This window comes from Synechococcales cyanobacterium CNB (assembly GCA_030263455.1).
Taxonomy (GTDB): Bacteria; Planctomycetota; Phycisphaerae; order Phycisphaerales; family UBA1924; genus CAADGN01.
The window spans coordinates 40,928-65,841 of sequence record SZOZ01000009.1 but is presented as its reverse complement, the minus strand read 5'-3'; the positions used below and the strand labels follow the sequence as shown (position 1 = coordinate 65,841).

23 protein-coding genes are annotated in these 24,914 nt (G+C 67.2%); 17 read left to right on the top strand and 6 right to left on the bottom strand.

Annotated features, from left to right (window positions below):
* Positions 1-29 precede the first annotated feature (29 nt).
* Together FBT69_10025 and FBT69_10020 are read right to left on the bottom strand one after the other, a co-directional pair.
* Positions 30-1,667: a DUF1800 domain-containing protein gene (locus tag FBT69_10025; protein MDL1905131.1), complete on the bottom strand. Its 1,638-nt coding sequence runs from the start codon at positions 1,665-1,667 to the stop codon at positions 30-32.
* 12 nt (positions 1,668-1,679) lie between these two features.
* The gene (locus tag FBT69_10020) at positions 1,680-3,089 is read right to left on the bottom strand and encodes a hypothetical protein (protein ID MDL1905130.1); all 1,410 of its coding nucleotides are present in this window, start codon (positions 3,087-3,089) and stop codon (positions 1,680-1,682) included.
* A gap of 259 nt (positions 3,090-3,348) precedes the next feature.
* Between FBT69_10020 and FBT69_10015 the strand changes: the two genes are divergently transcribed.
* The 13 genes from FBT69_10015 (at position 3,349) to FBT69_09955 (ending at position 18,647) form a co-directional block, all read left to right on the top strand.
* Positions 3,349-4,041 (top strand): cytochrome C, encoded by a 693-nt coding sequence (locus FBT69_10015; protein MDL1905129.1) that lies wholly within the window; start codon positions 3,349-3,351, stop codon positions 4,039-4,041.
* Between the two features lie 37 nt (positions 4,042-4,078).
* Positions 4,079-7,654, top strand: coding sequence for a 4Fe-4S dicluster domain-containing protein (locus FBT69_10010; GenBank protein MDL1905128.1), 3,576 nt, complete (start codon positions 4,079-4,081; stop codon positions 7,652-7,654).
* A 5-nt stretch (positions 7,655-7,659) separates the two neighbouring features.
* Entirely contained in the window at positions 7,660-9,231 is a 1,572-nt protein-coding gene (locus FBT69_10005) for a hydrogenase (GenBank protein MDL1905127.1), read from the top strand.
* Positions 9,232-9,233: 2 nt separating this feature from the next.
* Positions 9,234-9,833 (top strand): DUF3341 domain-containing protein, encoded by a 600-nt coding sequence (locus tag FBT69_10000; GenBank protein MDL1905126.1) that lies wholly within the window; start codon positions 9,234-9,236, stop codon positions 9,831-9,833.
* Positions 9,830-10,624, top strand: a complete 795-nt coding sequence (locus FBT69_09995; GenBank protein ID MDL1905125.1) for a cytochrome c — start codon at positions 9,830-9,832, stop codon at positions 10,622-10,624. The genes FBT69_10000 and FBT69_09995 overlap by 4 nt, the downstream gene beginning before the upstream one ends.
* On the top strand, positions 10,621-11,973 hold the full coding sequence (locus tag FBT69_09990; protein ID MDL1905124.1) for a hypothetical protein: 1,353 nt from the start codon (positions 10,621-10,623) through the stop codon (positions 11,971-11,973). Before FBT69_09995 ends, FBT69_09990 begins: the two co-directional genes overlap by 4 nt.
* A 120-nt stretch (positions 11,974-12,093) precedes the next feature.
* Positions 12,094-12,498, top strand: coding sequence for a hypothetical protein (locus FBT69_09985; GenBank protein ID MDL1905123.1), 405 nt, complete (start codon positions 12,094-12,096; stop codon positions 12,496-12,498).
* Entirely contained in the window at positions 12,488-13,414 is a 927-nt protein-coding gene (locus FBT69_09980) for an SCO family protein (protein MDL1905122.1), read from the top strand. Before FBT69_09985 ends, FBT69_09980 begins: the two co-directional genes overlap by 11 nt.
* A gap of 575 nt (positions 13,415-13,989) precedes the next feature.
* The gene (locus FBT69_09975) at positions 13,990-14,532 is read left to right on the top strand and encodes a c-type cytochrome (GenBank protein MDL1905121.1); all 543 of its coding nucleotides are present in this window, start codon (positions 13,990-13,992) and stop codon (positions 14,530-14,532) included.
* 61 nt (positions 14,533-14,593) lie between these two features.
* The gene (locus FBT69_09970; GenBank protein ID MDL1905120.1) at positions 14,594-16,384 is read left to right on the top strand and encodes a cytochrome c oxidase subunit I; all 1,791 of its coding nucleotides are present in this window, start codon (positions 14,594-14,596) and stop codon (positions 16,382-16,384) included.
* 12 nt (positions 16,385-16,396) lie between these two features.
* Positions 16,397-17,098 (top strand): cytochrome c oxidase subunit 3 family protein, encoded by a 702-nt coding sequence (locus tag FBT69_09965; protein MDL1905119.1) that lies wholly within the window; start codon positions 16,397-16,399, stop codon positions 17,096-17,098.
* A 12-nt stretch (positions 17,099-17,110) separates the two neighbouring features.
* On the top strand, positions 17,111-17,809 hold the full coding sequence (locus tag FBT69_09960; GenBank protein MDL1905118.1) for a hypothetical protein: 699 nt from the start codon (positions 17,111-17,113) through the stop codon (positions 17,807-17,809).
* 19 nt (positions 17,810-17,828) lie between these two features.
* On the top strand, positions 17,829-18,647 hold the full coding sequence (locus FBT69_09955) for a hypothetical protein (protein MDL1905117.1): 819 nt from the start codon (positions 17,829-17,831) through the stop codon (positions 18,645-18,647).
* Positions 18,648-18,686: 39 nt separating this feature from the next.
* On the opposite strand, the gene FBT69_09950 is transcribed toward FBT69_09955, so the two are convergent.
* The gene (locus FBT69_09950) at positions 18,687-19,070 is read right to left on the bottom strand and encodes a hypothetical protein (GenBank protein ID MDL1905116.1); all 384 of its coding nucleotides are present in this window, start codon (positions 19,068-19,070) and stop codon (positions 18,687-18,689) included.
* A gap of 136 nt (positions 19,071-19,206) precedes the next feature.
* On the opposite strand from FBT69_09950, the gene FBT69_09945 reads away from it, so the two are divergent.
* Entirely contained in the window at positions 19,207-19,698 is a 492-nt protein-coding gene (locus tag FBT69_09945) for an SRPBCC domain-containing protein (protein MDL1905115.1), read from the top strand.
* Positions 19,699-19,729: 31 nt separating this feature from the next.
* Here the strand turns inward: FBT69_09945 and FBT69_09940 are convergent, their stop codons facing one another.
* Both FBT69_09940 and FBT69_09935 read right to left on the bottom strand, forming a co-directional pair.
* On the bottom strand, positions 19,730-20,167 hold the full coding sequence (locus FBT69_09940; GenBank protein MDL1905114.1) for a hypothetical protein: 438 nt from the start codon (positions 20,165-20,167) through the stop codon (positions 19,730-19,732).
* A 19-nt stretch (positions 20,168-20,186) separates the two neighbouring features.
* Positions 20,187-20,591 carry a polymer-forming cytoskeletal protein gene (locus tag FBT69_09935; GenBank protein ID MDL1905113.1) on the bottom strand — a complete coding sequence of 135 codons (405 nt, stop codon included), beginning with the start codon at positions 20,589-20,591 and terminating at the stop codon, positions 20,187-20,189.
* A 219-nt stretch (positions 20,592-20,810) separates the two neighbouring features.
* Between FBT69_09935 and FBT69_09930 the strand changes: the two genes are divergently transcribed.
* From FBT69_09930 to FBT69_09920, 3 genes are all read left to right on the top strand, one after another.
* On the top strand, positions 20,811-21,428 hold the full coding sequence (locus tag FBT69_09930) for a hypothetical protein (GenBank protein MDL1905112.1): 618 nt from the start codon (positions 20,811-20,813) through the stop codon (positions 21,426-21,428).
* A gap of 162 nt (positions 21,429-21,590) precedes the next feature.
* A complete protein-coding gene (locus FBT69_09925) occupies positions 21,591-22,133 on the top strand; it encodes a hypothetical protein (protein ID MDL1905111.1) in 543 nt (180 codons plus the stop codon).
* A 189-nt stretch (positions 22,134-22,322) separates the two neighbouring features.
* Complete coding sequence (locus FBT69_09920) at positions 22,323-24,059, top strand: DUF262 domain-containing protein (GenBank protein MDL1905110.1); 1,737 nt, start codon at positions 22,323-22,325, stop codon at positions 24,057-24,059.
* Between the two features lie 270 nt (positions 24,060-24,329).
* Here FBT69_09920 and FBT69_09915 read toward each other — a convergent pair whose 3' ends face one another.
* Positions 24,330-24,911 carry a hypothetical protein gene (locus tag FBT69_09915; GenBank protein MDL1905109.1) on the bottom strand — a complete coding sequence of 194 codons (582 nt, stop codon included), beginning with the start codon at positions 24,909-24,911 and terminating at the stop codon, positions 24,330-24,332.
* Positions 24,912-24,914: the final 3 nt, after the last annotated feature.

The window sequence follows — 24,914 nt, the reverse complement described above, 5'->3', positions numbered from 1 at the left end:
TTTGGCCATTTGCTCATTTGGCCATTTGCTCACGTCAACTGGTATTCCGGCATCGCCGTGATGATCAGCAGCAGCCCGGTGATCATGTCGTTGCTCACCCTGCCGCCGTGCGATGCGACGAACTGCTCGAGCGTCGCCCGGGCGTGCGCCGGCGAGCCGCCGATCGTGAACCGCAGCAGGTAGTCGATCACCCGCGACGGGTCCGTCCGTGCCGACTCGTCCAGCCCGCTCAGCAGCGGGGCGGGGTCGTACTTCTGCTCGTCCGCCAGCGGGTCGTACCCCTGCGGCCGCTTGCCCGTCAGCAGGTACGCGAGGATGTTCTGGCGCACGAACAGCGTCGAGGTGTTGATCCACGCCCGCCCGCCGGCCCACCCCGCCACGCTCGGCGGGAAGAGCAGGCTCTGCCCCATCAGGTCCATCGCGTCGAGCAGGATGGACAGGTCGCGCGCCGGCGTGAGCAGCGAACGCACCGCGCCGACCACGAGCTCCGTCGGACTCTTGATGTGCTGCCCCATCACCTCGGGTGAGTAGAAGTGCTCGCTCAGGAAGAGCCGCCGCAGCACGGGCTTCACCGCGTACCGCGAGCGCAGCATCTCCGACGCCATCTCGCGCAGCGCCGCCGATGAGTCCCGCGAGAGGTCGCGGTCGTTCTCCGGCAGTTCGGCGGCGAAGAACGCGTACAACTTGCGGCACATGAACCGTGAGCACGCCGGCCGGGCCAGGATCGCCCGCACGAACCCGTCGCCGTCGAGGTTCCCTCGTACGCCGAGGATGTCCTTCGCGCCCGTGTCGTGGTTCCCCTGGTCGAAGAAGAACTCGTCGTCGCGGAAGGTGTAGCCGGTCAGGGCGCGCGCCCCCTCCTTGATGTCCCGCTCCGTGTAGTTCCCCACCCCGAGGCTGAACAGCTCCATCAGTTCCCGCGCGAGGTTCTCGTTGGGCCGGTCGCGGCGCGAGTCGTTGTTGTCCAGGTACGCCAGCATCGCCGGGTCGCGGATGATGCGGAACATCAGGTCGCCGTAGTTCCCCAGCGCGTGCGACCGGAACATCTGATTCTGCTGGAACATGTGGTACGAGTCTTCGATCGTCCGGTACGACGTGGCGAAGTGCCCGTGCCAGAAGAGCGTCATCTTCTCCTCGAGGGGCCGTGGCGTCTCGATCATCCGCGCCAGCCACCACCGCTGCACTTCGCGGATCTGCCGACGGTCGTCCCGCTGTCGCCGCTGCTGCTCGAGCCGCAACTGCGCCAGCGCGTTCTCGTCCTGCGTCTGCCGAGCGCGGCGGATCGTCGCCTGCTCCTCCGCCGTCGGCGGGCGCATGATCGAAGAGTTGAACTCGTCCGCACGCACCTCTCGGAACGCGACCTTCTCCGCGTCCAGCAGGTAGTCCACCGCTCTCGTCGGCCCCCACGACACCAGCGTCTGCACCTGCTCCGGGGTCCCACCGAACCCCGCCCGCCACAGCAGGTGCCGGGCCTGGTCATAGCCGAACGCCTCGGGGCGAATCTGGCTGGTCGGGCTTCGAGTCGAGGCCTGCTGCATCGATGCCTCCGAAAGTTCGATCCGCACCCCCGCCCGAGGGGATGCCCGCGCCCGTCCGGTCAACGCCGCCACGCCGACCGGATTGCACCCTTCCTCCAGTATGAGGTCGGGCGACCGGTGATGGAACATTCGTCTTCGGGTTTATCCGGCTTTCTGGGCGGCATTTCCACGCCCCGCACGCCACGCCAGGCGCGTCCAGACCACCGCCAGCGCGGCCAGAGCGAGCAGCAACGCCCCGTTCGCCTGGTGAAGCGTCCCCGCAAGCGCTTCCGCCAGCGGCACCGCCTCGGCGTGAGGCAACTGCTCGCTCGTCGGCACAGGCCCCCGCCGCGGCGTCGAAAGCACCGCCCAGAACGCCACCCACCCCAGCGCGAACTGCACCCCCACGACCACCACCAGCCCAGTCCCGAGCCTGCGAACCAACCGCGACACCGCGTCCGCCCCGGACCTGCTCCGGAGCACGAACCCGGCCGCGAACGCCAGCCCGACCACCACAAGCGAGAATCCGATGTGCGTCCAGAGGGCGTGCATCGCGCCCGGCGAGTCCTCGCGGCGCAGGTGCCGGAACGCAGCGCCGAGCAGCAGTTGCATGAGCAACGCGTGCAGCGTGCCCGTTGCCAGCGCCTTGCGCCTGCGGTCGGCCGGGTCCGGTGCGATCTCGGCGGTGCGAGAGAGCGGTGCGAGCCACGCCGCGACACACACCGCCAGCGCGAGCACTGCCTGCCCAAGCACGCCGTGCACGATGCCGAGTTTCGCGCTCCCTTCCGTCACGCGCAGGCCGCCCAGCACGCCCTGCAGGCACACGACCGCGAACGTCAGCGCCACCCAGAATCGGACCGGCCTCCCTGCCGGCGACAGGCCGGCCATCACCGTCAGCGTCAGGAAGCACAGCCCGACCATCGCGCCGAACAGCCGGTGCGTGTGCTCGAAATACACCCGCGGTTCCGACATCAGCGAGATCGGATACAGGAACATGTTCGCGCCGAAAGTGTCGGGCCACCCCGTGACCGCCAGCCCGCTCTCCGTGCTCGTCACCGTCCCGCCGATCAGGATCAGCGGCACGACCGCGACCGCGGCCACCAGCGCCAGTCGCCCAAGCCACGACTCGCCCTCGCGCAGCACGGGCCGAGGCCCACGCGTCGCGGAGCCGATCGCACCACCGATCGTGCCGACGACCGCGCCGAGTGCGACGAACCCGGCCGCCGCAAGCGCGGCATTCGGTCTCACCGCCGGCTGCCCCCCCGTGTAGGTCGCGGGGTCCGCCTGCTCGACGAGCAGCGATCCCAGCGCCAGTAGATTCACAAATGCGGTTACAACGCCGCCTGCCGCACCCGTCATCGCGCTTGCCCCCCACGCGCTCGACAGCCCTGCCGCTGCGCCCAGCCATGCCAGCAGCAGCACGATCGCCACCGCGATCGGCGGCATGTTCAGCCCCGGGAGGTGCGTCAGGAACCACGCGCACCACATCGCCACCGCCGTCCCGAACCCGAGCGCGAGCGGGGCGGTAATCCGATCCGATTTCGGGAGAGCAGCGGAGGACTCGGCAGCCATCGGCGTCCTTTGTAAGTGTTGTGTACGGTATCGATGTTGTTGCGATCGCGTCTCATTTACTACGCAACCGGTCGCCCGGACTTGACAGACTACACGCAACCTGCGGACATTTCTGCCTCACAGCAACGGCGCATGGAAAACCGGACGGCCACCGTGCCAGGTCCGGACCTCCCGCGTCCGGCTTTTCCGGGGTCCGAGTCCCCGACAGTTCCCGCCCGCCCGTCGGCCCCGCGCGGGTCGACCAAGAGGAGCGTTCAAGGTGTCGGCACTCTTCCCGAAATGGATGAACGCCCTGCCGACGCTCGGCGCCGGCGCGGCGTTCTTCGGGCTGATCGGCGTCGTCTGGGGAACCTGGTACTGGGCCACGCCCGACTACACCCGTGTCGGCTACATGCCCACGCAGCCCGGGACGGGCTTCAACCACCAGTTGCACGCCGGCCAGTTCGGCATCGACTGTCGCTACTGCCATACCAAGGTCGAGAAGTCCCCAGAGGCGAACATCCCCAACGTGGCGACATGCATCGGTTGCCACGCCGAGGAGCGACTCCGCAACTGGGACATCCACCGCGTCGGATTCGTCCGCGAGGCCTATGCGGAAGACCGCTCCATCGAGTGGCGACGCATCCACAAGCTCCCCGACTACGTGCGCAACTTCCCGCACGACGCCCATGTGAAGGCGGGTGTTTCCTGCTTCTCCTGCCACGGCCAGATCATGGGCATGCCCGTCGTCTACCAGGCCGAGGGGCTGCACATGGGCTGGTGCCTCGACTGCCACCGCAATCCCGAGAAGAACATGGTCCCGCCGGACAAGGTCACCGACCTCGTCTGGGTGGAGACGGAGTGGCTCGCGCGCCCGATCGCCAGCCGAAACTACAACGGCGTGACCCCGCAGCAACTCGTGGATTCGCTGCGGCGCTCCCCCCCCCAGACCTGCGGAGCCTGCCACCACTGACCCCCACGGCCCACACGACCGACGAGCGAGCGGACGCATGACGCAACACCAGTGCCCATCCACCAAAGGCAAGGTCGAGCCGCCCTCCGGCCCGCGACACCTGGCGCGCCTGAACGGCCGCGCCGCGTGGCGCAGCACCGAGGAGTTCGTCGATGCCCCCGAGTTCCGCGACTTCCTCGAGCGCGAGTTCCCCGCCGGCGCGAGCGAACTCCTCGCCACCTCTCGACGCGACTTCGTCAAGTTGATGGGCGCAAGCCTCGCTCTCGCCGGCGCTGCCACCATCCCCGGCTGTCGCAGACCCGACCACAAGATTCTCGCCTACTCGCGCGAAGTGCCCGAGGAAGTCATCCCAGGCAAGCCGCTCTTCTACGCCACAGCCATGCCGCTCCCCTGCGGAGGCGCGGAAGGCCTCCTCGTCGAGACGCACGAGGGTCGCCCGACCAAGATCGAGGGCAACCCGCTCCATCCCAACAACCGAGGCCGCGCCGGCGCGGAGGCCCTCGCCAGCATCCTTGGCCTGTACGACCCCGACAGGCTTGTCAACCCGCGCTACGACAACCCGGCGCGGGGTCGGCTCAACGCCACCTGGGACGACTTCCGTGTCTGGGCCGAGCGCGAACTCAAGGCCTACGACGCCACCCGCGGCGACGGCATCGCCTTCATCGCCGAGCCGACCGAAGGCCCCGCCTGGGAGCACGCCCGCGCGATGCTGCGCAAGCGGTGGCCCAACGCCGAATGGGTCGCCTGGAGCCCGGCCTCCGTCGATGAGCCGATCGCGGGCGCTCGCATCGCCTTCGGCGAGCCGCACCGCGAACTCTTCTTCACCGAACGTGCCCGCGTCATCGTCTCTCTCGACCGCAACTTCCTCGAAGACGAGCCGGGCGCGATCGCCAACAGCCGCGGCGTTGCCTCGATGCGCCGCCCCATGAGCTCGCACGACGAGATGAGCCGCATCTACGTCGCGGAGTCCGCCTTCAGCACGCTCGGCGGGCTTGCCGACCATCGCGTGCGCCTCGCGCCTTCGCGCATCGCCGCCTTCGCCGTCGAGCTCACACGCGCCCTGCTCCGTCGTAAGCCCGACCTCCCCGGCGCGTCGCGTCTGCGCGATGCGATCGCCGCGGTCAACATTCCCGCGGGCGACGACCTGCACATCCCCGTGGCATCCGGCGAGTCCGGTTCGTTCTTCGACGCGCTCGCCGCCGACCTGCTCGCGCCCGAGCACCTCGGCCGAAGCCTCATCGTCGCCGGCGCGACGCAGCCTGCCGCCGTCCACGCCCTCACGCACGCCCTCAACGCCGCGCTCGGAAACGTCGGCACGACCGTGGCGTACATGCCCGTTTCCGAGGAACGCGCCGCCCCGGCGCACGCCGGCATCCGTCGCGTCACCGAGCGCATGCGCTCCGGCGGCGTCACCGCCGTCTTCTGCCTGAACGTCAACCCCGTCTACGACGCCCCCGCAGACCTCAACTTCGCCGAGGCTTTCGCCCGCGTGCCCGCCCGAGTCTGCCTCAGCGTCGGCGCGAGCGAGACCGCAGCCGCCAGCACCTGGAGCCTCAACGGCTCGCACTACCTTGAGTCCTGGGGCGACGCCGTCGCGAACGACGGCACCATCAGCGCGATCCAGCCCATGATCGCGCCCCTCTACGAACCCGCCCACAGCGCGCTCGAACTCCTCGCCATGCTCGCCACCGGCGAGACCGTCAGCGGCCACGACCTCGTTCGCGCCGCCTGGCGCGAGCGCCTCGGCTTTGCCGAGGGCGACGCCCGCTTCGAGAAGGTCTGGCGCCGCGCCCTGCACGACGGACTGCTCGCCAACTCCGCCCCCTCGCCCGTGCGACCGTCCGTGCGGTTCGACGCCGTTGCCGAGTCCCTCGTGAGTCTCGACATCCCAGCGCCGCCCACCACCGCGTCGATGGAACTCGTCTTTACGCTCGGCGCGGTCGGCGACGGCCGCCACGGCAACAACGGCTGGCTCCACGAGAAGGGCGACCCCGTCACCAAGGTCGCGTGGGACAACCCCGCCGCCGTCAGCCCTGCCACCGCCAAGGCCCTCAACCTCGAACCGGACCCCTACACCGCTCGTCAGGAGCCTCGCGCCCGCGTCGCCACGCTTGCCGTCGGCGGGCGCACCATCCGCGTCCCAGTCTGGATTTCACCCGGCATGGCCGACGGCGTGATCTCGCTCGCGTTCGGATACGGGCGCGAGGTCTGCGGCCTCGTGGGCACCGGTGTCGGCGTGAACGCCTACGCCGTCCGTCAGGCGGGACAGGGGCGCGTGGTTCGTGGCGCGACCCTCACCCGCACAGGCGAGCACTACCCGATCTCGAGCACGCAGAATCACTGGTCCCTCGAAAGCCGCACCGCCGTTGCACGCGAGATCGACCTCCCGGTCTTCCGCAAGCGCATGGCAGACCTTGAGCACGTCGGCAAGGCGACCGTCAAGGATCCCTACGCCACCGGCGTCGCCGAACTTGGACTGGCGGAGAAACTCGGCGAACTCAGCCACACTCCGCCGAACCTCAGCCTTTACGAGAACCCCTACAACCAGTCCCGCGGCAATCCCGATCCCCGCGCCATCGACCCCAAGACCGGCGCTCCGCCCGCTTATTCGACGCGGCCGCAGTGGGGGATGACGATCGACATGAGTTCCTGCACAGGCTGCGGTGCGTGCATCATCGCCTGCCAGAGCGAGAACAACATCCCCGTCGTCGGCAAGAAGGAAGTCGCCAAGGGACGCGAGATGCACTGGATCCGCGTCGATCGCTACTTCGTGGGCGACGACCTCAACGACCCCGAGGAGATGCTCGCGCAGCCCGTCGCCTGCGTCCAGTGCGAGAACGCGCCGTGCGAGACCGTCTGCCCCGTCAACGCCACCGTGCACGACGAGGAAGGCCTCAACGTCATGGCCTACAACCGCTGCATCGGCACCCGCTACTGCATGAACAACTGCCCCTACAAGGCGCGGCGGTTCAACTTCTTCGACTGGGCGCAGAGCAAGTTCAACGGCGGCCTCGACCCCCGCTACGTCCCCGAGAGCATGGCCAAGGACTCCGCCACCCGCATCAGATTCAACCAGAACTTCATCCCCCCGCGCCTCCGCGCCAAACTCGACGAAATCTCCAAGATGAAGCAGAACCCTGACGTCACCGTCCGCGGCCGCGGCGTCATGGAGAAGTGCACCTTCTGCATCCAGCGCATCAACCGCGCCCGCGTCGAGATGAAGCTCCAGGACCTCGACAACGTCCCCGACGGCTTCTTCCAGGTCGCCTGCCAGCAGGCCTGCCCGAGCGAGGCCATCGTTTTCGGCGACATCCTCGACCCCGACAGCGCGGTGACGAAGAACCGCACCAGCCACCGCGGCTACCTGCTGCTCGGGTACCTGAACACTCGCCCTCGCACCAGCCACCTGCTCCGGGTACGCAACCCCAACCCCTCCATCCGTGCCGCGGTGGACAACTTCCACGACCACGGCGGGCACGACAGCCACGGCCACGATGAGCCGCCCGGAGACGCACAGCACTCATGGAGACACGATCCCGTGCGACGAACCGATGACGGCGGCTACGCCCTCAGCCTGCGAGTCCTGCCGATCTCGATGGGAGCGCCGGCATGAGCGCCATGCACCCCGACAGGATCACCGCCGAGCGGCTCGCCGGTCTGGCCCCGGCCGTCGCCGCCCTGCGCGACGCGCCGACCGGCGACGGCACCCTCATCGAGGACCCCGCAGTCCGCGCCCCGCTCGTCCTCAACGACCGCTCGATTCACGATGTCACCGAGATCGTCTGCGGCTACTGCGAGCAGAAGCCGCCTGGCGGCTGGTGGCTGCCCGCGTTCTGCACCGCAGCGACCGTCGCCGGTGTCGGGATGCTGATGATCCTCTACCTCATCATCACCGGAATCGGCACCTGGGGCCTGAACAACCAGGTCGGCTGGGCGTGGGACATCACGAACTTCGTCTTCTGGATCGGTATCGGCCACGCCGGCACGCTTATCTCCGCCATCCTCTGCCTCTTCAAGCAGAAGTGGCGCACCGCCGTCAACCGTTCCGCAGAGGCCATGACCATCTTCGCCGTCATGTGCGCCGGCATCTTCCCCGCCATCCACGTCGGCCGCATCTGGTTCATCTGGATGGTCTTCCCCATCCCCAACTACAACTGGATCTGGCCCAACTTCCGCTCGCCTCTCCTCTGGGACGTCTTCGCCGTCAGCACCTACTTCACCGTCTCGCTCCTCTTCTGGTACATGGGCATGATCCCGGACTTCGCCACGCTGCGCGACCGCGCCGACCGCCGCCTCCGCCGCGGCCAGAGCGCCCGCATCCGCCTCGAAGCCCCGGGCCCCGTCAAGTTCGCCGTCGAGCTTCCCATCCTCGCCGATCGCATCCGAGCGATCGTCTACGGCCTGCTCGCCGTGGGCTGGCGATTCTCCAGCCGGCACTGGCACCGCTACGAGAACGCCTACCTCATCCTCGCCGGCATCTCCACGCCGCTGGTCCTCAGCGTGCACTCGATCGTGTCTTTCGACTTCGCCACCAGCATCCTCCCAGGCTGGCACACGACCATCTTCCCGCCCTACTTCGTCGCCGGCGCCATCTTCGGCGGCTTCGCGATGGTGCTGCTCCTGCTCATTCCCGCCCGTGAGCTCTACCCGAACTTCAAGGACCTGCTCACGCTCCGCCACCTCGAGAACATGGCGAAGATCCTGCTCGTCACCGGCATGATGGTCGGCTTCGCCTACGCGATGGAGTTCTTCATCGCCTGGTACGGCGCCAACGAGTACGAGCTTTACGCCTTCATCAACCGCGCCACCGGCCCGTACTGGTGGGCCTACTGGACCATGATCACCTGCAACGTCGTCAGCCCGCAACTCTTCTGGTCGCGGGCCATGCGCACCAACCCCGTCGTCATCTGGATCGTCGCTCTCCTCGTCACCATCGGCATGTGGTTCGAGCGATTCGTCATCATCGTCACCAGCCTCCACCGTGCGTTCCTGCCCGGCGAGTGGCACATGTTCTTCCCCACCTGGGTGGACATCCTCATCTTCACCGGGTCGCTCGGCATCTTCGTCTCGATGTTCATGCTCTTTATGCGGTTCCTCCCGCAGTTCCCGATGGCCGAGGTCAAGGCCGTCATGCCGCAGGCCGACCCGCACGGGCACCACGGCTCGCACCAGCACGGAGGGGGGCACTGACCATGGCTCTTTCCCACTACCTCCCGTTCCTCTTCCGACCGCCGACGCCGCGCTTCGTCACCGAGGCCGGCACGCCCGTCCACGGCGTGCTCGCCCAGTTCGACGACGTGGCGAAGGTCTACCACGCCGCCGAGAAGATGCGCGACCAGGGATTCACCAACTGGGATGTCCACTCCCCGTTCCCCATCCACGGCATCGAAGAGGCGATGGGACAACAGCGCACGAAGCTCCCCTTCATCGTCGGAGGCGCGGCCTTCACCGGCGTCGCCGGCGCACTCCTCATGCAGTGGTACATGAACGGCTTCGATTTCCGCTTCGTCGTCCAGGGCAAGCCCGACTTCGCCTGGGAACCCTTCCTCATGGTCACCTTTGAACTCGGCGTCCTCTTCAGCGCGTTCGCCGCCCTCTTGGGCATGCTGGCCCTCAACGGTCTTCCCCGCTGGAACCACCCCCTCCTCGCCAGCGAACGCTTCCTCTCATCCAGCGACGATACCTTCTTCATCGTCGTCGAGGCCGCCGACCCGAAGTTCGACCCCCTCGCCACGCGGCGACTGCTCGAATCCCTCGGCGCGTCCGCCATCGAACTCGTGGAGGAATCATGAGCACGAGCACGTGGCGAAGCGATCGGGCGACCAAGCGGACAGGTGCCGCCGTCCGCGCGTCCACGCACGCCCTGGCGCTGCTTCTCGCCGCAGCCTCCCTCCCCCTCATCGGTTGCCGCGGCGATCGCTCCGACAACCCCCCGCGACAGTTCTTCCCCGACATGGACGATCAGCCCCGCTGGAAGGCACAGGATCGCAGCGAGTTCTTTGCCGACGGTCGCACCATGCGCCAGCCCCCGCAGGGGGCGGTCGCCTTCGGCCGCAGCCCGGTCGTCTCCGACGAGCCTTGGGCCGCCACCTACACGCTCCAGCGCGCCCAACTCCTCAAGGCCGACGATCGCGTCTACCGCGGCGTCGATGACAACGGCAACCTCCTCACCACCATCCCCGTCGAAGTCACACCGGCCCTGCTCGACCGCGGCCAGAACCGCTTTGACATCTACTGCGCCGCCTGCCACGGGATCAAGGGCGACGGCAAGGGACTCGTCGGACAGACCTGGGCCTACCCGCTCCCCTCCTTCCACGACGATCGCTTCCTCCCCGGCGGCGCATCCAGCGCGGAAGGACACATCTTCGACGTCGCTCTGCACGGCTTCATCGGCCCAACCGGCCGACAACTCATGCCCGGCTACGCCCACGCCCTCACCGAGCACGACGCCTGGGCCATCGTCGCCTACATCCGCGCTCTGCAGCGCGCCCACCGCGCCGGCCTCCAGGACGTCCCCGAAACCGAACGAACGCAACTCCAGGGCGCGCCCAGACCCGCGCCCGCCGCGGAGGGCGGCTCATGACCACGCTCAGCGCCGAAGCCTACCAACGCCAGCTCGACGCCATCGCCGCCGAGCCGCGCATGCGCGACGAGAACGTCCGCCTCGCCGGCACGGGCGCGGCCGCCATCTCACGCTCGCTCCTCTTCGTCGGCGCGGCCGGACTCGCCCTCACCGTGATCGGCGCGTTCGTCTACGGGCTGCGACACGCCCTCGCCTCCTACCTCGTCGGCGCGGCCGCCGTTCTCGCCCCATGTCTCGGCGCGCTCCTCTTCACCATGGTCCTCCACCTCGTCAACGCAGGATGGGCAACCTCCGTCCGCCGACAGGTCGAGAACCTGATGAGCATGCTGCCACTCGCCGTCGGGCTGATGATCCCCGTGCTGCTCATCGAGACCCTTACCAGCGGCACGCTCTACGCCTGGATGGACCCGGACCTGCGCGCGCACTCCTACCTCCTCGAAAAGAAGGCGCCCTACCTCAACGTTACCTTCTTCCTCATCCGCGCTCTCTTCTACATCTTCGTCTGGACCTATCTCGCTCGACGTCTCTGGTGGTACTCGACGGAGCAGGACCGCACCGGCGACCGCTGGCTCACCGCCCGCGCCCGCTGGACCAGCGCGTGGGGCATCCCCGTCACCGCTCTCACCCTTGCCTTCGCGGCCTTCGACTGGCTGATGAGCCTCGACTACGAGTTCTTCAGCACCATGTGGGGCGTCTACTACTTCGCCGGCGCGTTCATGTCCTGCTTCGCCATCGTCGTGCTCACCCTCTTCTCGGCCCGGTTCGTGGGCAGACTCAACGGCCTCGTCACCGAGGACCACTTCCACGACGTCGGCAAGCTCCTCTTCGGCTTCACCGTCTTCTGGGCCTACATCGCCTTCAGCCAGTACTTCCTCATCTGGTACAGCAACATCCCCGAGGAGACCCGCTTCTTCCTCGACCGCAAGACGGGCGGGTGGGAGAACCTCTCCTTCATCCTCGCCGCCGGACACTTCATCGTGCCCTTCATCTACCTCATGGCCCGGCGCATCAAGCGCACCCCCGTTCTTCTCTCGCTCGGCGCGTGCTGGCTCCTGCTCATGCACGTCCTCGACATGGTCTGGGTCGTGCGGCCGACGGTCTACGTCCACCCGATGAACGAAGCCTGGCTGGAGGCGATCCGGGCCGGTGCGGGTGCCGAGGCCGCCCAGGCCGCTCGCGACGCCCAGGCCGGTCCCGGCCCGTCCGCGTGGTGGCTCGACGTTGCCGCCACCGTCGGCGTCATCGCCGTCTTCGCAGGCTTCTATGTCCGAAAGGTCGCTTCCGGGCCCCTCCTTCCCCTCAAGGATCCCCGCCTGCCCGAGGCGATGGAGCACAAGAACTATGTCTGACCACCCCCGGACCCAGCCGACCCAAAACCCGGGTCCGGGCCTGCTCGTCCTGTCGGACAGGAATGCATATTGTTTGGCAAGAGTTACCCGGGGCCGGGGGGCCGCATCGGAGACCGGTCGATGAGCGCGCACCAAGAGCCGCACGAGACGCCGATCGTCCACGAGGAGCCGGATGCATGGCACCGGCACACCTTGGACGAGGGCAAACCGCAGCACGAGCACGGCGCTCGCGCCAAGCCCGCCATCCTGGCGGTCGTGTGTATCTCGATGATCGTTTCGGTTGTCGCAATGGTGCTCGGCGTCGCCGTCTACTTCGAGTGGTACGTCACCCGCCTCAAGGCCCAGCGCACCGAGACCATCACCGCCGCGACGAAGGCACGCAGCGAGAAGGAAGCGGCCCGCAACGCGCTCGCAGCCCCGAGCGTCTGGGTGGACCGCGACACGGGCACCGTCACCATCCCCATCGAGCGAGCCAAGCGTCTCGTCGTCGAGGAGTACCGGAGGTCCGGCACGAGTGGCAGCTGACCGGTTCACAACCAGCGTTCGTGCATGGGCGGCACGCTTCGCGCTGCTCGCCGTTCTCGCTGCGCAGGCCGCGAACGCGCAACTGCTCTCGAAGGAACTCCCCGAGCAGGTGCGCGGCCTCGAAGTCGTCGATCGCCGCGGCCAGCCCACGCCACCCGACGCCGTCCTCGTCAACCACGACGGCAAGGCGGTTCCCTTCGGCTCCTACTTCAACACCGACGGCCGTCCGATCATCCTCGTCCTGCAGTACTACCGATGCCCGATCGTCTGCCCCGTCGTGCAGCAGAAACTCGTCGAGTGTCTCAACCAGCTCGACTACACCGCCGGCAAGGACTTCCAGGTCGTCGTCGCCAGTTTCGACCCGAGCGAGCGCACGCCCGTCGCCGCCTCGGCACGCCAGCACACACTCGAGTCCTACGACCGCGAGAAGACGCCCGGAGTCCGCGCCGGCTGGGCCTTCCACACGGGCGAGGAGCAGCACGTCCGCCGTCTCGCCGACGCCGTCGGCTACGACTACCGTGCCCTGCCCAACGGCGAGTACAGCCATCCCGTCGCCTTCTTCGTGCTCACGCCGGACGGCCGCGTCTCGTCCGCTGTCTACGGCTTCGAGTACCCGCCGCGAGAGGTCCGCCTCGCGCTGCTCGACGCCTCCGGCGGTCGGATCGCCCAGTCGATCGGCGACTATTTCCTCCACTTCTGCTATCGCTACGACCCGACCGCGGGCACGTACACGCTCGCCGCATTCCGCGTCATGCAGATCGGCGGGGTGCTCGCCATGATCGGCGTCTTCGGCCTCATCGCCGCCCTCCTCGCCCGCGAGCGCATCGTCCGTCGCAGGCGAACCCGGGGCCGGCGCTCCGACGCTTCCACAACGCAAGCGCCCGCACGCGGCGCGCTGGCAGGGCAGACCACATGACCGCAACAACCCTCACAACCCTCGCGCAGCGAACCGGCCCCGTCCACGACATGTTCTTCCGTGGAAGCGCGGCGTGGGACAAGGGCGTCGCCACCGACAGCCTGTTCATGTGGGTCTTCTGGTTCTCCACCTTCTGGTTCGTCCTCCTCATGGGCCTCATGGTCTGGTGGGTCTACAAGTACCGCCGCCGTCCCGGCGTCCCCGCCCCGCGCAGCGTTTCGCACAACGCGCCGCTCGAAGTTGTCTGGACCGTCGTTCCCTCGCTCTTCCTCGGCTACATCTTCTTCCGCGGCTTCCACGCCTACATCGACAAGCTCGTCCCCCCCGCCGACTCGATCGAGATCGTCGTCAAGGGCATGAAGTGGAACTGGACCGCTACCTACCCCAACGGCGCCATCTCCCCCGAAACGACGCATCTCGGCGCGAGCAACGTTCCCGTCATCGTGCTCCCCGCCGGGCGTGCGATCCGCTTCAAGATGTACAGCGACGACGTGATCCACTCCTTCTGGATCCCGGACTTCCGCATGAAGTTCGACGTCATGCCCAACCGCTACACCAGCTTCTGGATCCAGCCCATGCAGCCCGGCGAGACCCACTGGGTCTTCTGCGCCGAGTACTGCGGCGACCAGCACTCCGAGATGGCCGCCGTCATTCGCGTTGTCACCGAGGCCGAGTACAACGACCTCGTCGGGCAGTGGGGTATGGTCGGCGGCACCCCGCAGGAGATGGGCGAACGCGCCGCACGCAAGCACGGCTGCTTCGCGTGCCACTCCATCGACGGCACACGCAACGTCGGCCCCACCTGGCGCAACGCCTACGGCAACCCCGTCCCGCTCGCCGACGGCTCCTCGATTCCCGGTGACGACCGCACCGCCTGGGATAACTACATTCGAGAGTCCATCCTCGTGCCGGGAGCAAAACTGCACGCGGGCTACCCCAACCAGATGAACTCCTTCCAGGGCATCATCACCGAGGACGAGATCCTCTGGATCACCGCCTACATCCGCAGTCTCAGCGACCACCCGCTCGGCGCGGCCGCGCTCGAAGCCGAGCAGGCCGCAAATCCCGAAGGCGACGCGCCCGCGAACGGCCAGGGAGCCAACGGGGGGCCGAACTGAACCACCCGGCGCGCCGAGACGCGCCATTCCGGGAGCGACCGGCTCCGAAGGCGAGCGACCGATGAGCACCATACCTGCCGCACACGACACCGCCCACGGGCACCACGACGAGGGGAGCTACCTCACCCCGCGCGGACCGTTCCTCTCCACCGTCGTCGCGTGGGCCACCACCATCGACCACAAAAAGATCGGCGTCATGTACCTCGTCGCCGTCCTCACCATGTTCTTCCTCGGCGGCGTCGCCGCCATGGCCGTCCGCGCCGAACTCTGGACGCCAAACCGCTACGTCGAGCAGGTCCAGCCCGACGGTTCCGTCCAGACCGTCCTCCAGGGCGACCTCCTCGGCAAGCTCTTCAAGGCCGACGGCCTCGGCGCGGCCAACAACATCTACAACCGCGTCTTCACCCTCCACGGCGCCATCATGGTCTTCATGGTCATCGTCCCGGGCGTGCCCGCCTCGCTCGGAAACTTCTTCCTTCCCATCATGCTCGGCGCCAAGGACGTCGCCTTCCCGCGCCTGAACCTCCTCAGTTGGTACATCTACGTCACCGGCTCCATCTTCGCCGTCCTCTCCATCATCCTCGGAGGCGTGGACACCGGCTGGACCTTCTACACCCCGTACAGCTCCACACACGCCGCGGGACACTGGAACGTCGTCTTCATGATCCTCGGCGCGTTCATCCTCGGCTTCAGTTCCATCCTCACCGGACTGAACTTCATCGTCACCACCCACAAGCTCCGCTGCCCCGGAATGGGATGGTTCGACATGCCCCTCTTCATCTGGGCCATCTACTCCACCTCCATCATCGCCGTGCTGGCCACGCCCGTCATCGGCATCACGCTCCTGCTGCTCATCTTCGAGCGGCTCTTCCACGTCGGCATCTTCGACCCAGCCATGGGCGGTGATCCCGTCCTCTTCCAGCACTTCTTCTGGTTCTACTCGCACCCCGTCGTCTACGTGATGATCCTCCCCGGCATGGGCATCATCAGCGAACTCATCGCCGTCCACTGCCGAAAGCCCATCTTCGGCTACCGCGCCGTCGCCTTCGCTTCCCTCGGCATCGCGGCCGTCTCCTTCATCGTCTGGGGGCACCACATGTTCGCCTCCATGGGCGAGCTTGCCTCCGCCGTCTTCTCCTTCCTCACCTTCCTCGTCGCGATCCCCACCGCCGTCAAGGTCTTCAACTGGATCGCCACGCTCTACAAAGGCTCCATCGCCATCAACACCCCGATGCTCTACGCCATGGCGTTCCTCTTCCTCTTCTCCATCGGCGGCCTGACGGGCCTCCCCCTCGGCGCGCTCGCCACCGACCTCCACCTCCACGACTCCTACTTCGTCGTCGCCCACTTCCACTACGTCATGATGGGCGGCACCATCATCGCATTCGTCGGCGGACTCCACCACTGGTGGCCCAAGATGTTCGGACGCATGTACAACGAGAAGTGGGCCATGCTCGGATGCGCCCTCGTCTTCATCGGCTTCAACGTCACGTTCTTCACCCAGTTCTTCCTCGGCACCCAGGGCATGCCGCGCCGCTATGCCAGCTATGTCGATGAGTTCCAGTTCCTCCATCAGCTCTCCACCGTCGGGTCCTGGTTCCTGCTCCTCGGTTTCCTCGTCCACCTCGCCACCTTCATCCACTCCCTCGTCGCCGGGCCGAAGGCGCCGCCGAACCCTTGGGGCGGCCTCACCCTCGAATGGGAGACCGAAAGCCCGCCCATCGAGCACAACTTCCACCACGAGCCGATCCTCAAGCACGGCCCGTACGACTTCGACAAGACCGTCCCGCCGCACTACGACCCGGCCGACTATCCACTCGACACCTCCACGCCGCACCGCTCGGGCCACTGACCGGAGACGACGATGACCAGCATCCCCACGCACCACGATCATCAGCCGTCGCCGGCCGACCCCTCGGTCCCGGGCTGGAAGCGCTACGTCGCCGCGTCACACTTCCGCTCCGCCGCCGACGAGTTCGACGCCTGCAAGCTCGGCTTCTGGCTCTTCCTCGCCACCGAAGTCCTGCTCTTCGCCGGCCTCTTCTGCGCCTACGCCATCTTCCGCATGATGTACCCCGAGGCCTTCGCCTCCGGCAGCCACTCCCTCGACGTGCGCTGGGGCGGGCTGAACACCGTCGTCCTGCTCATCTCTTCCTACACGGTGGCTTCCAGCATCCGCTGCGCACAGCTCAACAAGCGCTTCTGGCTGCACTTCAACCTCATCATCACGCTCATCTGTGCGGCAGCGTTCGTCGCCATCAAGTTCACCTTCGAGTACGGCCCCAAGTGGGCCGAGGGCAAGCGGCCCGGCGTCCTCTTCGACTACCCCTACTGGGGCCACCCGCAGGAGCCGATCTGGTGGAGCGTCTACTACTGCGCTACCGGCATCCACGCCCTCCACGTCGTCATCGGCGCGTGCCTCCTCGCCTGGTGCCTCTACCGCTCCGTGCGCCACAAGGCCTACGGCCCAACGCACTACACCATGCTCGAAAACTCCGGACTCTACTGGCACCTCGTCGACCTCATCTGGATCTTCCTCTTCCCGCTCCTGTACCTCATCCACTGACCGGACCCACCCATGAGCCACAGCAAGCCGACCCACCACAACGGCGACGAGTACGACCCCAACAATCCACACGGGTTCACCTACGTCGACCACGGGCATCACGTCATGAGCGGACGCACCCTCCTGCTCGTGCTGCTCGCGCTCCTCGCCTTCACGGGCCTGACCGTCGGCGCGGCCGAGGTCGAGACCTACATGATCGAGGTCATGGGCTGGAACATCCCGCACTGGGCGAACGTCATCATCGCCATGACCATCGCCACGGTGAAGGCCTTCCTCGTCGTCACCTTCTTCATGGCCCTCAAGTACGACAACCCCCTCAACACCATCGTCTTCCTCTTCTGCCTCTTCGCGTTCGCCATCTTCCTCTCCTTCACCGCCCTCGACCTCGGCAACCGCGACCGCGTCGAGGCGTACCGCGCCCAGCAGATCACCGCCGGAGGCACCGGCGTCAACCTCACACGCAAGTCCGGGGAGGTTGACGAGCACGGCAACCCAAGGGTAGAGAACATCGTCGGCCCCATCGCCGGTTACGTCCGCAACGTCACCGTCGAAAAGAAGGGCGCGGACTACGTCGAGAAGAAGCTCGCCGAGAAGCACCCGCACCACGAGGACGCCGCTGTCGGACCCAACCGCTCGCGCCCGCAACGCGGCCTGAGCGGCGCGCTCGACGAGCACGCCCCGGCCCCCGACGCCGCGCACGGCGGGCACTGATGCGCTCCTATCCTCGCGCATGAGCCGCGCTCGCGCCATCGCCGCCGCGGTCGCTTTGCTCGCCCTCTTCGGCGCGATCGCCTCCGGCTATCTGATGGCCCGCCGGCTTGCGGCCTTCGTCGAGCGCCACGGCCGCACCGTCTACGCCTTCCGCCCGGTCGCCGACACGCGCTTCGAGTACGCCGGCCGACCGGTCGCCTTCGACGATCAGCCCGCAACCGAGGCCGAGCCGTTCGGGGCGCTGTTGCTCCGCTACGGCGAGGAGCAGGTGCGATTGCGGGTCACCGTCGCACCCCGCGCGCACGCCGCGAGCCTGCCCGGCCTCGTCCGCCACGAGGACTGGATGCGTGTGCTTCGCTTCGCGCCCCTCAGTGGCCGCACCGACCGCGAGTTCGCCGACGCCCTCACTTCGGGCGAGATCGCCGACCGCATCGCCGTCGTGACCCGCACCCCCCCTCCGGGGGCGGACCCCGAGACCTGGGGCCGCATCTGGCGCAAGGACTGGACGTTCGACGTGTACGAGCTCCTCCCCGAAGGCACGATCCGGCACGAGCGCTTCGCCTACCCGCAGGGACGGCCCTACTCGCCCGACGCGCCGACGGTCCACAACGGCCTGCCCACGCTGCGACCGGACTCATGGCAGTTCGACGCCGCCTTGCACGTCATGCCCGAGGGGAGCGGCCCGCGCATCATGGCCGCCGACAGCGCGATCCGTGCCGCAGGCTGGACTCTCCCCGCGGCCTCCATTGCCATCTTCGCCTTCGTCGCCGCGATCCTCGTCGCCGTCGCACCGAACCGACCCACAACGAACCCGACCGTCAACCAGTCGCGACCGTAAAGGAGCGTTCGCGCTCTTGTATCGGCGCGTGAGCCGCCCTCACTCGGACTCGTCTCGCTCAAAGCCCGGCAGCCCGCACTCCGGGCACCGGCCCTCCGAGTCCGGCGTCGGGTATCCGCACCGCGGGCACCCCGTGGCAGGAACCGGAACCACCCAGCCCGCGACGCGCCGCGAAAGCAACGCGAGAACAGAGCCGACCACCATCAGCGCGAGTCCGCGCGATGTGGAGTGCATGTCGCCGTCGTCCATGTAGACGCGGAACATGTGCGTCAGATCCCCGATGCTCACTGCAAGCAGGGCCTTCTTGAGAAACAGGTACGCTCCGAACCCGAGGCACCACACCGCCACCCCCCGCACAACCAGCGTGGCGATCGCACGCAGTGCGTTGATCCGCTCGGGCGGGATGGCGGCGCGATGCGGCATCGCCGCAGTGTACCGGAAACGCATCAACAAGGAACAACCCGACCCATCGGGCCGCGTGCGAACGCTGCGCACGCCGCATCCTCGCCATCCGCGTCCCCCCGCCTCCGCGTGAGCGTCTCAGCGGCCCGGACCGGGTATGCTCTGCAAACGGAGGGCGGAGGCCACCATGATCCGGCGCGAGGACGATGGCTACTGGATCGAGCACGAGCAGCGAATCGCCGTGCATCACGAGCTGACCTTCGCCTGCCTCACAACGGGCGCGGGACTCTCGACGTGGTTCCCTGTCTCCGCCGAGGTGGACCTGCGCCAAGGTGGTCTCATCACCCTCGGATGGGACGAGAAGGCCAAACGCCGCACCACCATCGCCATTCTCGACTACGACCCCGGCGGCCGCATCACCTGGGACTGGTACGCCGCCCACCGCGACCAGCACGCACCCATCTACTGGGAAGTCGTACCGGACGTCGAGCGAGGCTCCATCCTCCGGTTCCGCCAGGGGCCGTTCGCACCGGACGAGGACTCGCTCGTCGGCATGGCGCTCGAAGCCCAGTTCTGGGCCTGGCACATCTGCAACCTCCGAGCCGTTCTCGAAGCCAAGCACGACATGCGCGCCGTCCGCCCCCTCTAGCGCACCGTCGTTCTACTTCTGCTCCTTACCCTCAGCGCCCCTGCGCCTCCGCGTGCGGTTCTTCCTCCCCCAAACCCAGCGGATCGTCCGGCACCGCGAAACGTCCCCCGATGATCCGCGCCCCGGCCTCGACCCGCAGCGTCCGTGCCGCCAGGTCCCCCTTCCACGTTGCCTTCGGCCCGATCCGCACGCCCCCCCCCGTGACGGCGTTCGCCTCCAGCACGCCCAGCACCTCGATCCCCGCGTGGGCTTCCACCAGCGACGCCATCACGTGCCCGCGACGCTGCACCACCACCCGGCCGCACGTCTGCAGCTTCGTGTAGGCCTGCGCGTTCTTGATCACCAGGTCCTCGATCACCAGACGCTTGTGGCAGCCAGGACACGACACCGTCACCGCCCGCACGCCGACCTCGAACCGTCGGCGGCAGTGGTAGCACTGCACGCTGCGCTGGGCTGTCTCCGCCGGCATCGCTGGCGCGCTCTCCGTCTCAGGCCGTCGGCACGCCCGCTCCCTTCGCCGCAGGCTTCGCCTCCGCCACGCTCTTGGCGTGCTCCTTGCCCGCGTCCGGTCCCACGCGGCAGTGCCCGTAGAACGACGCCCCCTCGTTCACCACCAGTTTCGGCGCGGTCACGTCGCCCGTCACGCGCGCCTTGGCAGTCAGTTCCACCCGGTCGCGCCCCACGACGTCCCCCTCCACTGTGCCGTCCACGGTCACGCGACCCGCGTCGATCGCCGCCCGGCACGTCGCACCGCTCCCGATCCGCAACTCCCCCTTTCCGACGATCTTCCCCTCCACCCGCCCGTACACCTGCGCCGCCGACTCGAAGCAGATCTCCCCCGTGATGCTCGTGTCCGCTCCGATGGTCGTCGTCTGGTTCGTGCTCTCGGCCATGATCTCCTCCGTGGGTTCGGCGTGCGTGCCCCCGACGCCGGGCAGTCTACCCGACCCCCGAACCCCTCAAAAAAAACCTGCCGACCGCGTGAGGCCCGTCGTGCTCCGTCGCTCTGCACCGGAGCCGCGAGACACGCGGCACACGATCCCCGACCCGACGCATTCCCGGGTGTTCCGGTTCGGCGGGGGAGGGAACTCCTCACACGAAAGGCCCGTCCCATGAACCGTTCGCGCACGCTGTCTCTCTGTCTCGCCTTCGCCGCTGCCGCCGCCTCGGCCAACGCCTCCATCGTCGCCACCACCGGGCTTTGCACCCAGATCGCCGCCCCGCCCAGCGCGGTCATGGGGCCGCTCAACGCCACCAACGCCTGGGCGTGGGACGAGCAGCAGGGGATCAGCCTCGCCCTCATGCCCGTGGACCTCAGCACCAACCCCAGCAACAGCAACGCCGCCGTCCCCGGCTTCCTCACCGGCACCTTCGACTCGCACATGGTCCACTTCGACGGCCCGCCCGGCATCGTCATCTTCGGCACCGTCACCTTCAAGGATCCCATCGCCGCCGTCCAATACTCCGACTTCAACCTCGACCTCTCCGACGCCATCGCCACGACCGGCACCATCTACCCCACCGGCATGCCCTTCCGCGGATTCAACAACTGGACCGGCGCGGACTTTGTCGACATCAACGGCAACGTCCTCACCTTCCAACTCTCCACCGTCAGCCCCGTCGCCGACATCGAGCAGATCCGCGTCTTCACCCGCGTCATCCCCGCGCCCGGCACGTTCGCGCTCCTCTCACTCGCCGGCCTGGTCGCCGCACGCCGCCGCCGCGCCTGAACCATCACGGCTCACACGCATCTCCTCTCTCTCTCCGTTCCGTTCACCGCCGAAGGCCCGCCGAGGGCCTTCCGGTGCGCGCACTGACCGCCTGCAACCGAGCCGCAACCCGGCGGCCCAAACCTTCGGTATACTGACCCTCAAGACCCCCGAGGAACCACAATGACCCGTGCCACGCTCACCGTCGTCTGCATCGCGCTGCTCACCATCGCCGCGTGCTCGTCGCAGCCCGCGCGCCGCGCCGCCTCGCCCGAGCGCGACGCCGAAATGTTCGCCCGCATCGCCGCCCTCGAGGGCGAATGGGAACCCGCTTCCCCCGACGCCGACGTGCCCTACACGGCCGTTTTCACCGTCTCCTCCGCCGGCTCCGTTGTCCGTGAGATCATGTTCCCCGGTCACCCGCACGAGATGACCAACCTCTACCACATGGACGGCCGCGATCTCGTCCTCACCCACTACTGCGCCGCCGGCAACCAGCCCCGCATGATCGCCCACGAAGTGCGCGAAACCGCCGAGGGCACGGTCTACGAGTTCGACTTCGACTCCGTCTCCAACCTCCGCCCCGAGCACGACCACTACATGGGCCGCGTGACACTCACCCTCCTCCGCGACGGCACCATCCGCCAGGACTGGCGATCCTACGACCGCAACGGCAAACTCACCGAACCGACCGCCTTCGCGCTGAAGCGAAAGCGCGGCCCGTGATCCACACGCCCCACACCCCACGCCCAACGAGCCGCGACCGTGAGGGAGCGGCTGAGGGGATGGCTTGTACCGGCGGGCCGGCGTGATCTGCTTGGATGTGCCCTTGCCGAAATCACCGCATGTCTGGGAGTCGGGGCCCAACCAAGCGGTATCGGGTACGATTCACTCCCTTGATCCAGGAGTTACGGCGTGGCAAAGGGCGAAGCCAGCGTTGAGGAACTCGTAGCCAAGATCGAACGGGGTGAGTTGCGCCTGCCCGAAATGCAGCGGCGGTATGTGTGGCAATCGACGCGCGTGCGGGATCTCCTCGACTCGCTCTACCGCGGTTACCCGTCGGGTGCGATCCTGCTCTGGGAGACCGACGAAGCGGTCCCGCTTCAGGAGTTCGCTGTCGAGCAGCAGAGAAACCCCTACCAGAGCGCTCTGCTCCTGCTCGACGGCCAGCAGCGACTCACATCGCTCGCCGCCGTCATCCGAGGAAAACCCGTCAACGTGCGCTGGCGCAAGAGACCCATCGAGCTGCTGTTCAACCTTGAACACCCGGAAGAGCTCGCCGTGGTTACCGAGGTCAACGAAGATAGCAAGGACGACGAGAGCGATCTCTTCGACGACGAGACGGACTCCAGCGAAAACGAACTGGATGCGCGTCTGAATCGCATGACATTCGTGGTTGCGACGAAGAAGCTGGAACAGCATCCTCACTGGGTGAGAGTCACGGACGTCTTCAAGACCGATGAGGACGCGCCATTTCTTGAGAGAGCCGGCATCGAACGGGTCAGCGATCCACGCTTCAAGAAGTATAGCCAGCGACTGGCCAGGCTCCGCGGCGTTCGCAACTACGTGTACCGCATGGACATTCTGGAACGGTCGCTCTCATACGATGAAGTGACGGAGATATTTGTCCGCGTCAACTCACTGGGCGCGAAGCTCCGGAGTTCGGACCTTGCGCTCGCTCAGATCACCGCGAAGTGGCGCGGTGCTCTCAAAGTGTTCCAGGGCTTCCAGGAGCAGTGCGCGCAGACGGGCTTTGACCTCGACCTTGGCCTGCACCTGAAAAATCTCATCGTATTCGCGACGGGTCAGTCGCGGTTCCTGACGGTTGGCGGACTCTCTGCCAATGACCTGAAAGCGGCATGGGAAGCGTGCGTGCCCGGCATGGAGTTCGCCATCGATTTCGCTCGGAGCAATGTTGGGATCGGCAGCCCGGTGCTGCTGTCATCGCCGTTCCTGCTTGTCACGCTCGGGTACTACGGACACAAGCGAGAGTACAGCATTACGTCTGAGGATGCCCGGCGCCTTCGACACTGGACACTCGTTGCGAACGCAAAGGGGCGATACTCGCGAGGATCGAGCGAAACCATTCTGGATCAGGATCTGGCAACACTGCGGGACGGACGCGGCGCGGACGATCTGATTGAGCGACTTCGGCAGCAGGTGGGGCGCCTCGACGTGGCGCCGGAGGATCTCGTCGGCCGCAATCAGCGAAGCGCCCTCTTCAAAACGATGTTCCTTGCATTTCGGGCAGCAGGTGCTCGGGACTGGCGATCGAATCTCGCCATTTCACTCGACCATAGCAGTTCCCAGCACCGGCTTCAGTTTCACCATTTCTTCGCCAAGTCGGTGCTGAAAGGACGGTACACGTCCAGAGAGGCAGACGATATAGCAAACCTCACGTTCATTGGAGGGAAGACCAACCGGACGATCAGCGATAAGCCACCAGTCGATTACGTTCCCGGGATAGTTGAGCGCCAGGGCGTCGAGGTCTTCGACGCCCAGTGCATACCGACCCGTGAAGATGTGCTGCATGTGGATCGCTATTCCGACTTCTTGGCAGAGCGGAGGCGCCTCATCGCAACACGGCTCAATGAGTATCTGGGATCTGATGGGCAACACCCTGAAGCGGGATTGTCTGAGCAGTCACATTGAGGAGGGACTTCAATCCGCTGATCGAGCAGGAAGCTACGTAGACCAGCGGCTCGGTCCAATGCAACCCACCCTGCGAGGCGGATGCGGTATAATCGCCGCCTACGGTGGAGTGCTCAGTGCTCCGCCTTTGACGACGGCTGCGGCCGCAACGCCTTCCTACGCTCCGCGACTTCCGCTGCCCGCCGCAGCGCTTCGCGCATGATCTCGCGATCGCGGATGACTTCGCCAATCGGACGGCGTGATTGATCCCGAGCCGGGTTCGCAATGGGCTTATTCATCGCCGCAGCCTCCTCGGAGCCTCTTCCACTGCGACTGAAGGACAACTCGCTCAACAATCATCCCGCTGCCAACGGCCATCAGGTCAGGTGTTCGACCCGCATTATCGTAGACGCTCCAGTCATCCGCCAGCGGCAGGTAGAGGTTCCACAGGTTCCGCAACCCCCGCGCATAGCGCCGCCGCACGACCGGTTCCGGCACGTCGTGGCCGCCCTCCGCGACCCGGCCGCGGACGCGCTCGACCGCCGCATCTGCCGACGGCAGGGAGAGGAACACCAGCGTCGCTCGGTACCCGGTCTGACGCATGCGCGACAGCCACGGCGCGTACGACCGCGTCGCCAGCGTTGTCTCGAACGCGAATGTCGCCCGAACGCCCGCCAGTTCGCGCATCCGGGCGAGCATGATCCGCCCCGCCGCGACAGCACTGCGCTCCGGAGCGAACCCCGATAGCCCGCGGGCGATGTCGTCCGCGTTCACGAACTCGTCGACCCCAAGAGCGTCCCGCAGCACGAACGGCGCGGCCGTCGTCTTCCCGGCCCCGTTCGGCCCCGCCAGGATCACGACGCTGGGCGGCATGTC

Coding starts and splice junctions, on each gene's coding strand:
- FBT69_09940 (MDL1905114.1), bottom strand. CDS start 20,167: ATGCCGGCGGAGACAGCCCAGCGCAGCGTGCAGTGCTACCACTGCCGC.
- FBT69_09955 (MDL1905117.1), top strand. CDS start 17,829: ATGAGCCGCGCTCGCGCCATCGCCGCCGCGGTCGCTTTGCTCGCCCTC.
- FBT69_09975 (MDL1905121.1), top strand. CDS start 13,990: ATGCAGCCCGGCGAGACCCACTGGGTCTTCTGCGCCGAGTACTGCGGC.
- FBT69_09930 (MDL1905112.1), top strand. CDS start 20,811: ATGAACCGTTCGCGCACGCTGTCTCTCTGTCTCGCCTTCGCCGCTGCC.
- FBT69_10000 (MDL1905126.1), top strand. CDS start 9,234: ATGGCTCTTTCCCACTACCTCCCGTTCCTCTTCCGACCGCCGACGCCG.
- FBT69_09965 (MDL1905119.1), top strand. CDS start 16,397: ATGACCAGCATCCCCACGCACCACGATCATCAGCCGTCGCCGGCCGAC.
- FBT69_09950 (MDL1905116.1), bottom strand. CDS start 19,070: ATGCCGCATCGCGCCGCCATCCCGCCCGAGCGGATCAACGCACTGCGT.
- FBT69_09990 (MDL1905124.1), top strand. CDS start 10,621: ATGACCACGCTCAGCGCCGAAGCCTACCAACGCCAGCTCGACGCCATC.
- FBT69_09995 (MDL1905125.1), top strand. CDS start 9,830: ATGAGCACGAGCACGTGGCGAAGCGATCGGGCGACCAAGCGGACAGGT.
- FBT69_10010 (MDL1905128.1), top strand. CDS start 4,079: ATGACGCAACACCAGTGCCCATCCACCAAAGGCAAGGTCGAGCCGCCC.
- FBT69_09935 (MDL1905113.1), bottom strand. CDS start 20,591: ATGGCCGAGAGCACGAACCAGACGACGACCATCGGAGCGGACACGAGC.
- FBT69_09945 (MDL1905115.1), top strand. CDS start 19,207: ATGCTCTGCAAACGGAGGGCGGAGGCCACCATGATCCGGCGCGAGGAC.
- FBT69_09985 (MDL1905123.1), top strand. CDS start 12,094: ATGAGCGCGCACCAAGAGCCGCACGAGACGCCGATCGTCCACGAGGAG.
- FBT69_10020 (MDL1905130.1), bottom strand. CDS start 3,089: ATGGCTGCCGAGTCCTCCGCTGCTCTCCCGAAATCGGATCGGATTACC.
- FBT69_09915 (MDL1905109.1), bottom strand. CDS start 24,911: ATGCCGCCCAGCGTCGTGATCCTGGCGGGGCCGAACGGGGCCGGGAAG.
- FBT69_09925 (MDL1905111.1), top strand. CDS start 21,591: ATGACCCGTGCCACGCTCACCGTCGTCTGCATCGCGCTGCTCACCATC.
- FBT69_09960 (MDL1905118.1), top strand. CDS start 17,111: ATGAGCCACAGCAAGCCGACCCACCACAACGGCGACGAGTACGACCCC.
- FBT69_10025 (MDL1905131.1), bottom strand. CDS start 1,667: ATGTTCCATCACCGGTCGCCCGACCTCATACTGGAGGAAGGGTGCAAT.
- FBT69_10005 (MDL1905127.1), top strand. CDS start 7,660: ATGCACCCCGACAGGATCACCGCCGAGCGGCTCGCCGGTCTGGCCCCG.
- FBT69_09970 (MDL1905120.1), top strand. CDS start 14,594: ATGAGCACCATACCTGCCGCACACGACACCGCCCACGGGCACCACGAC.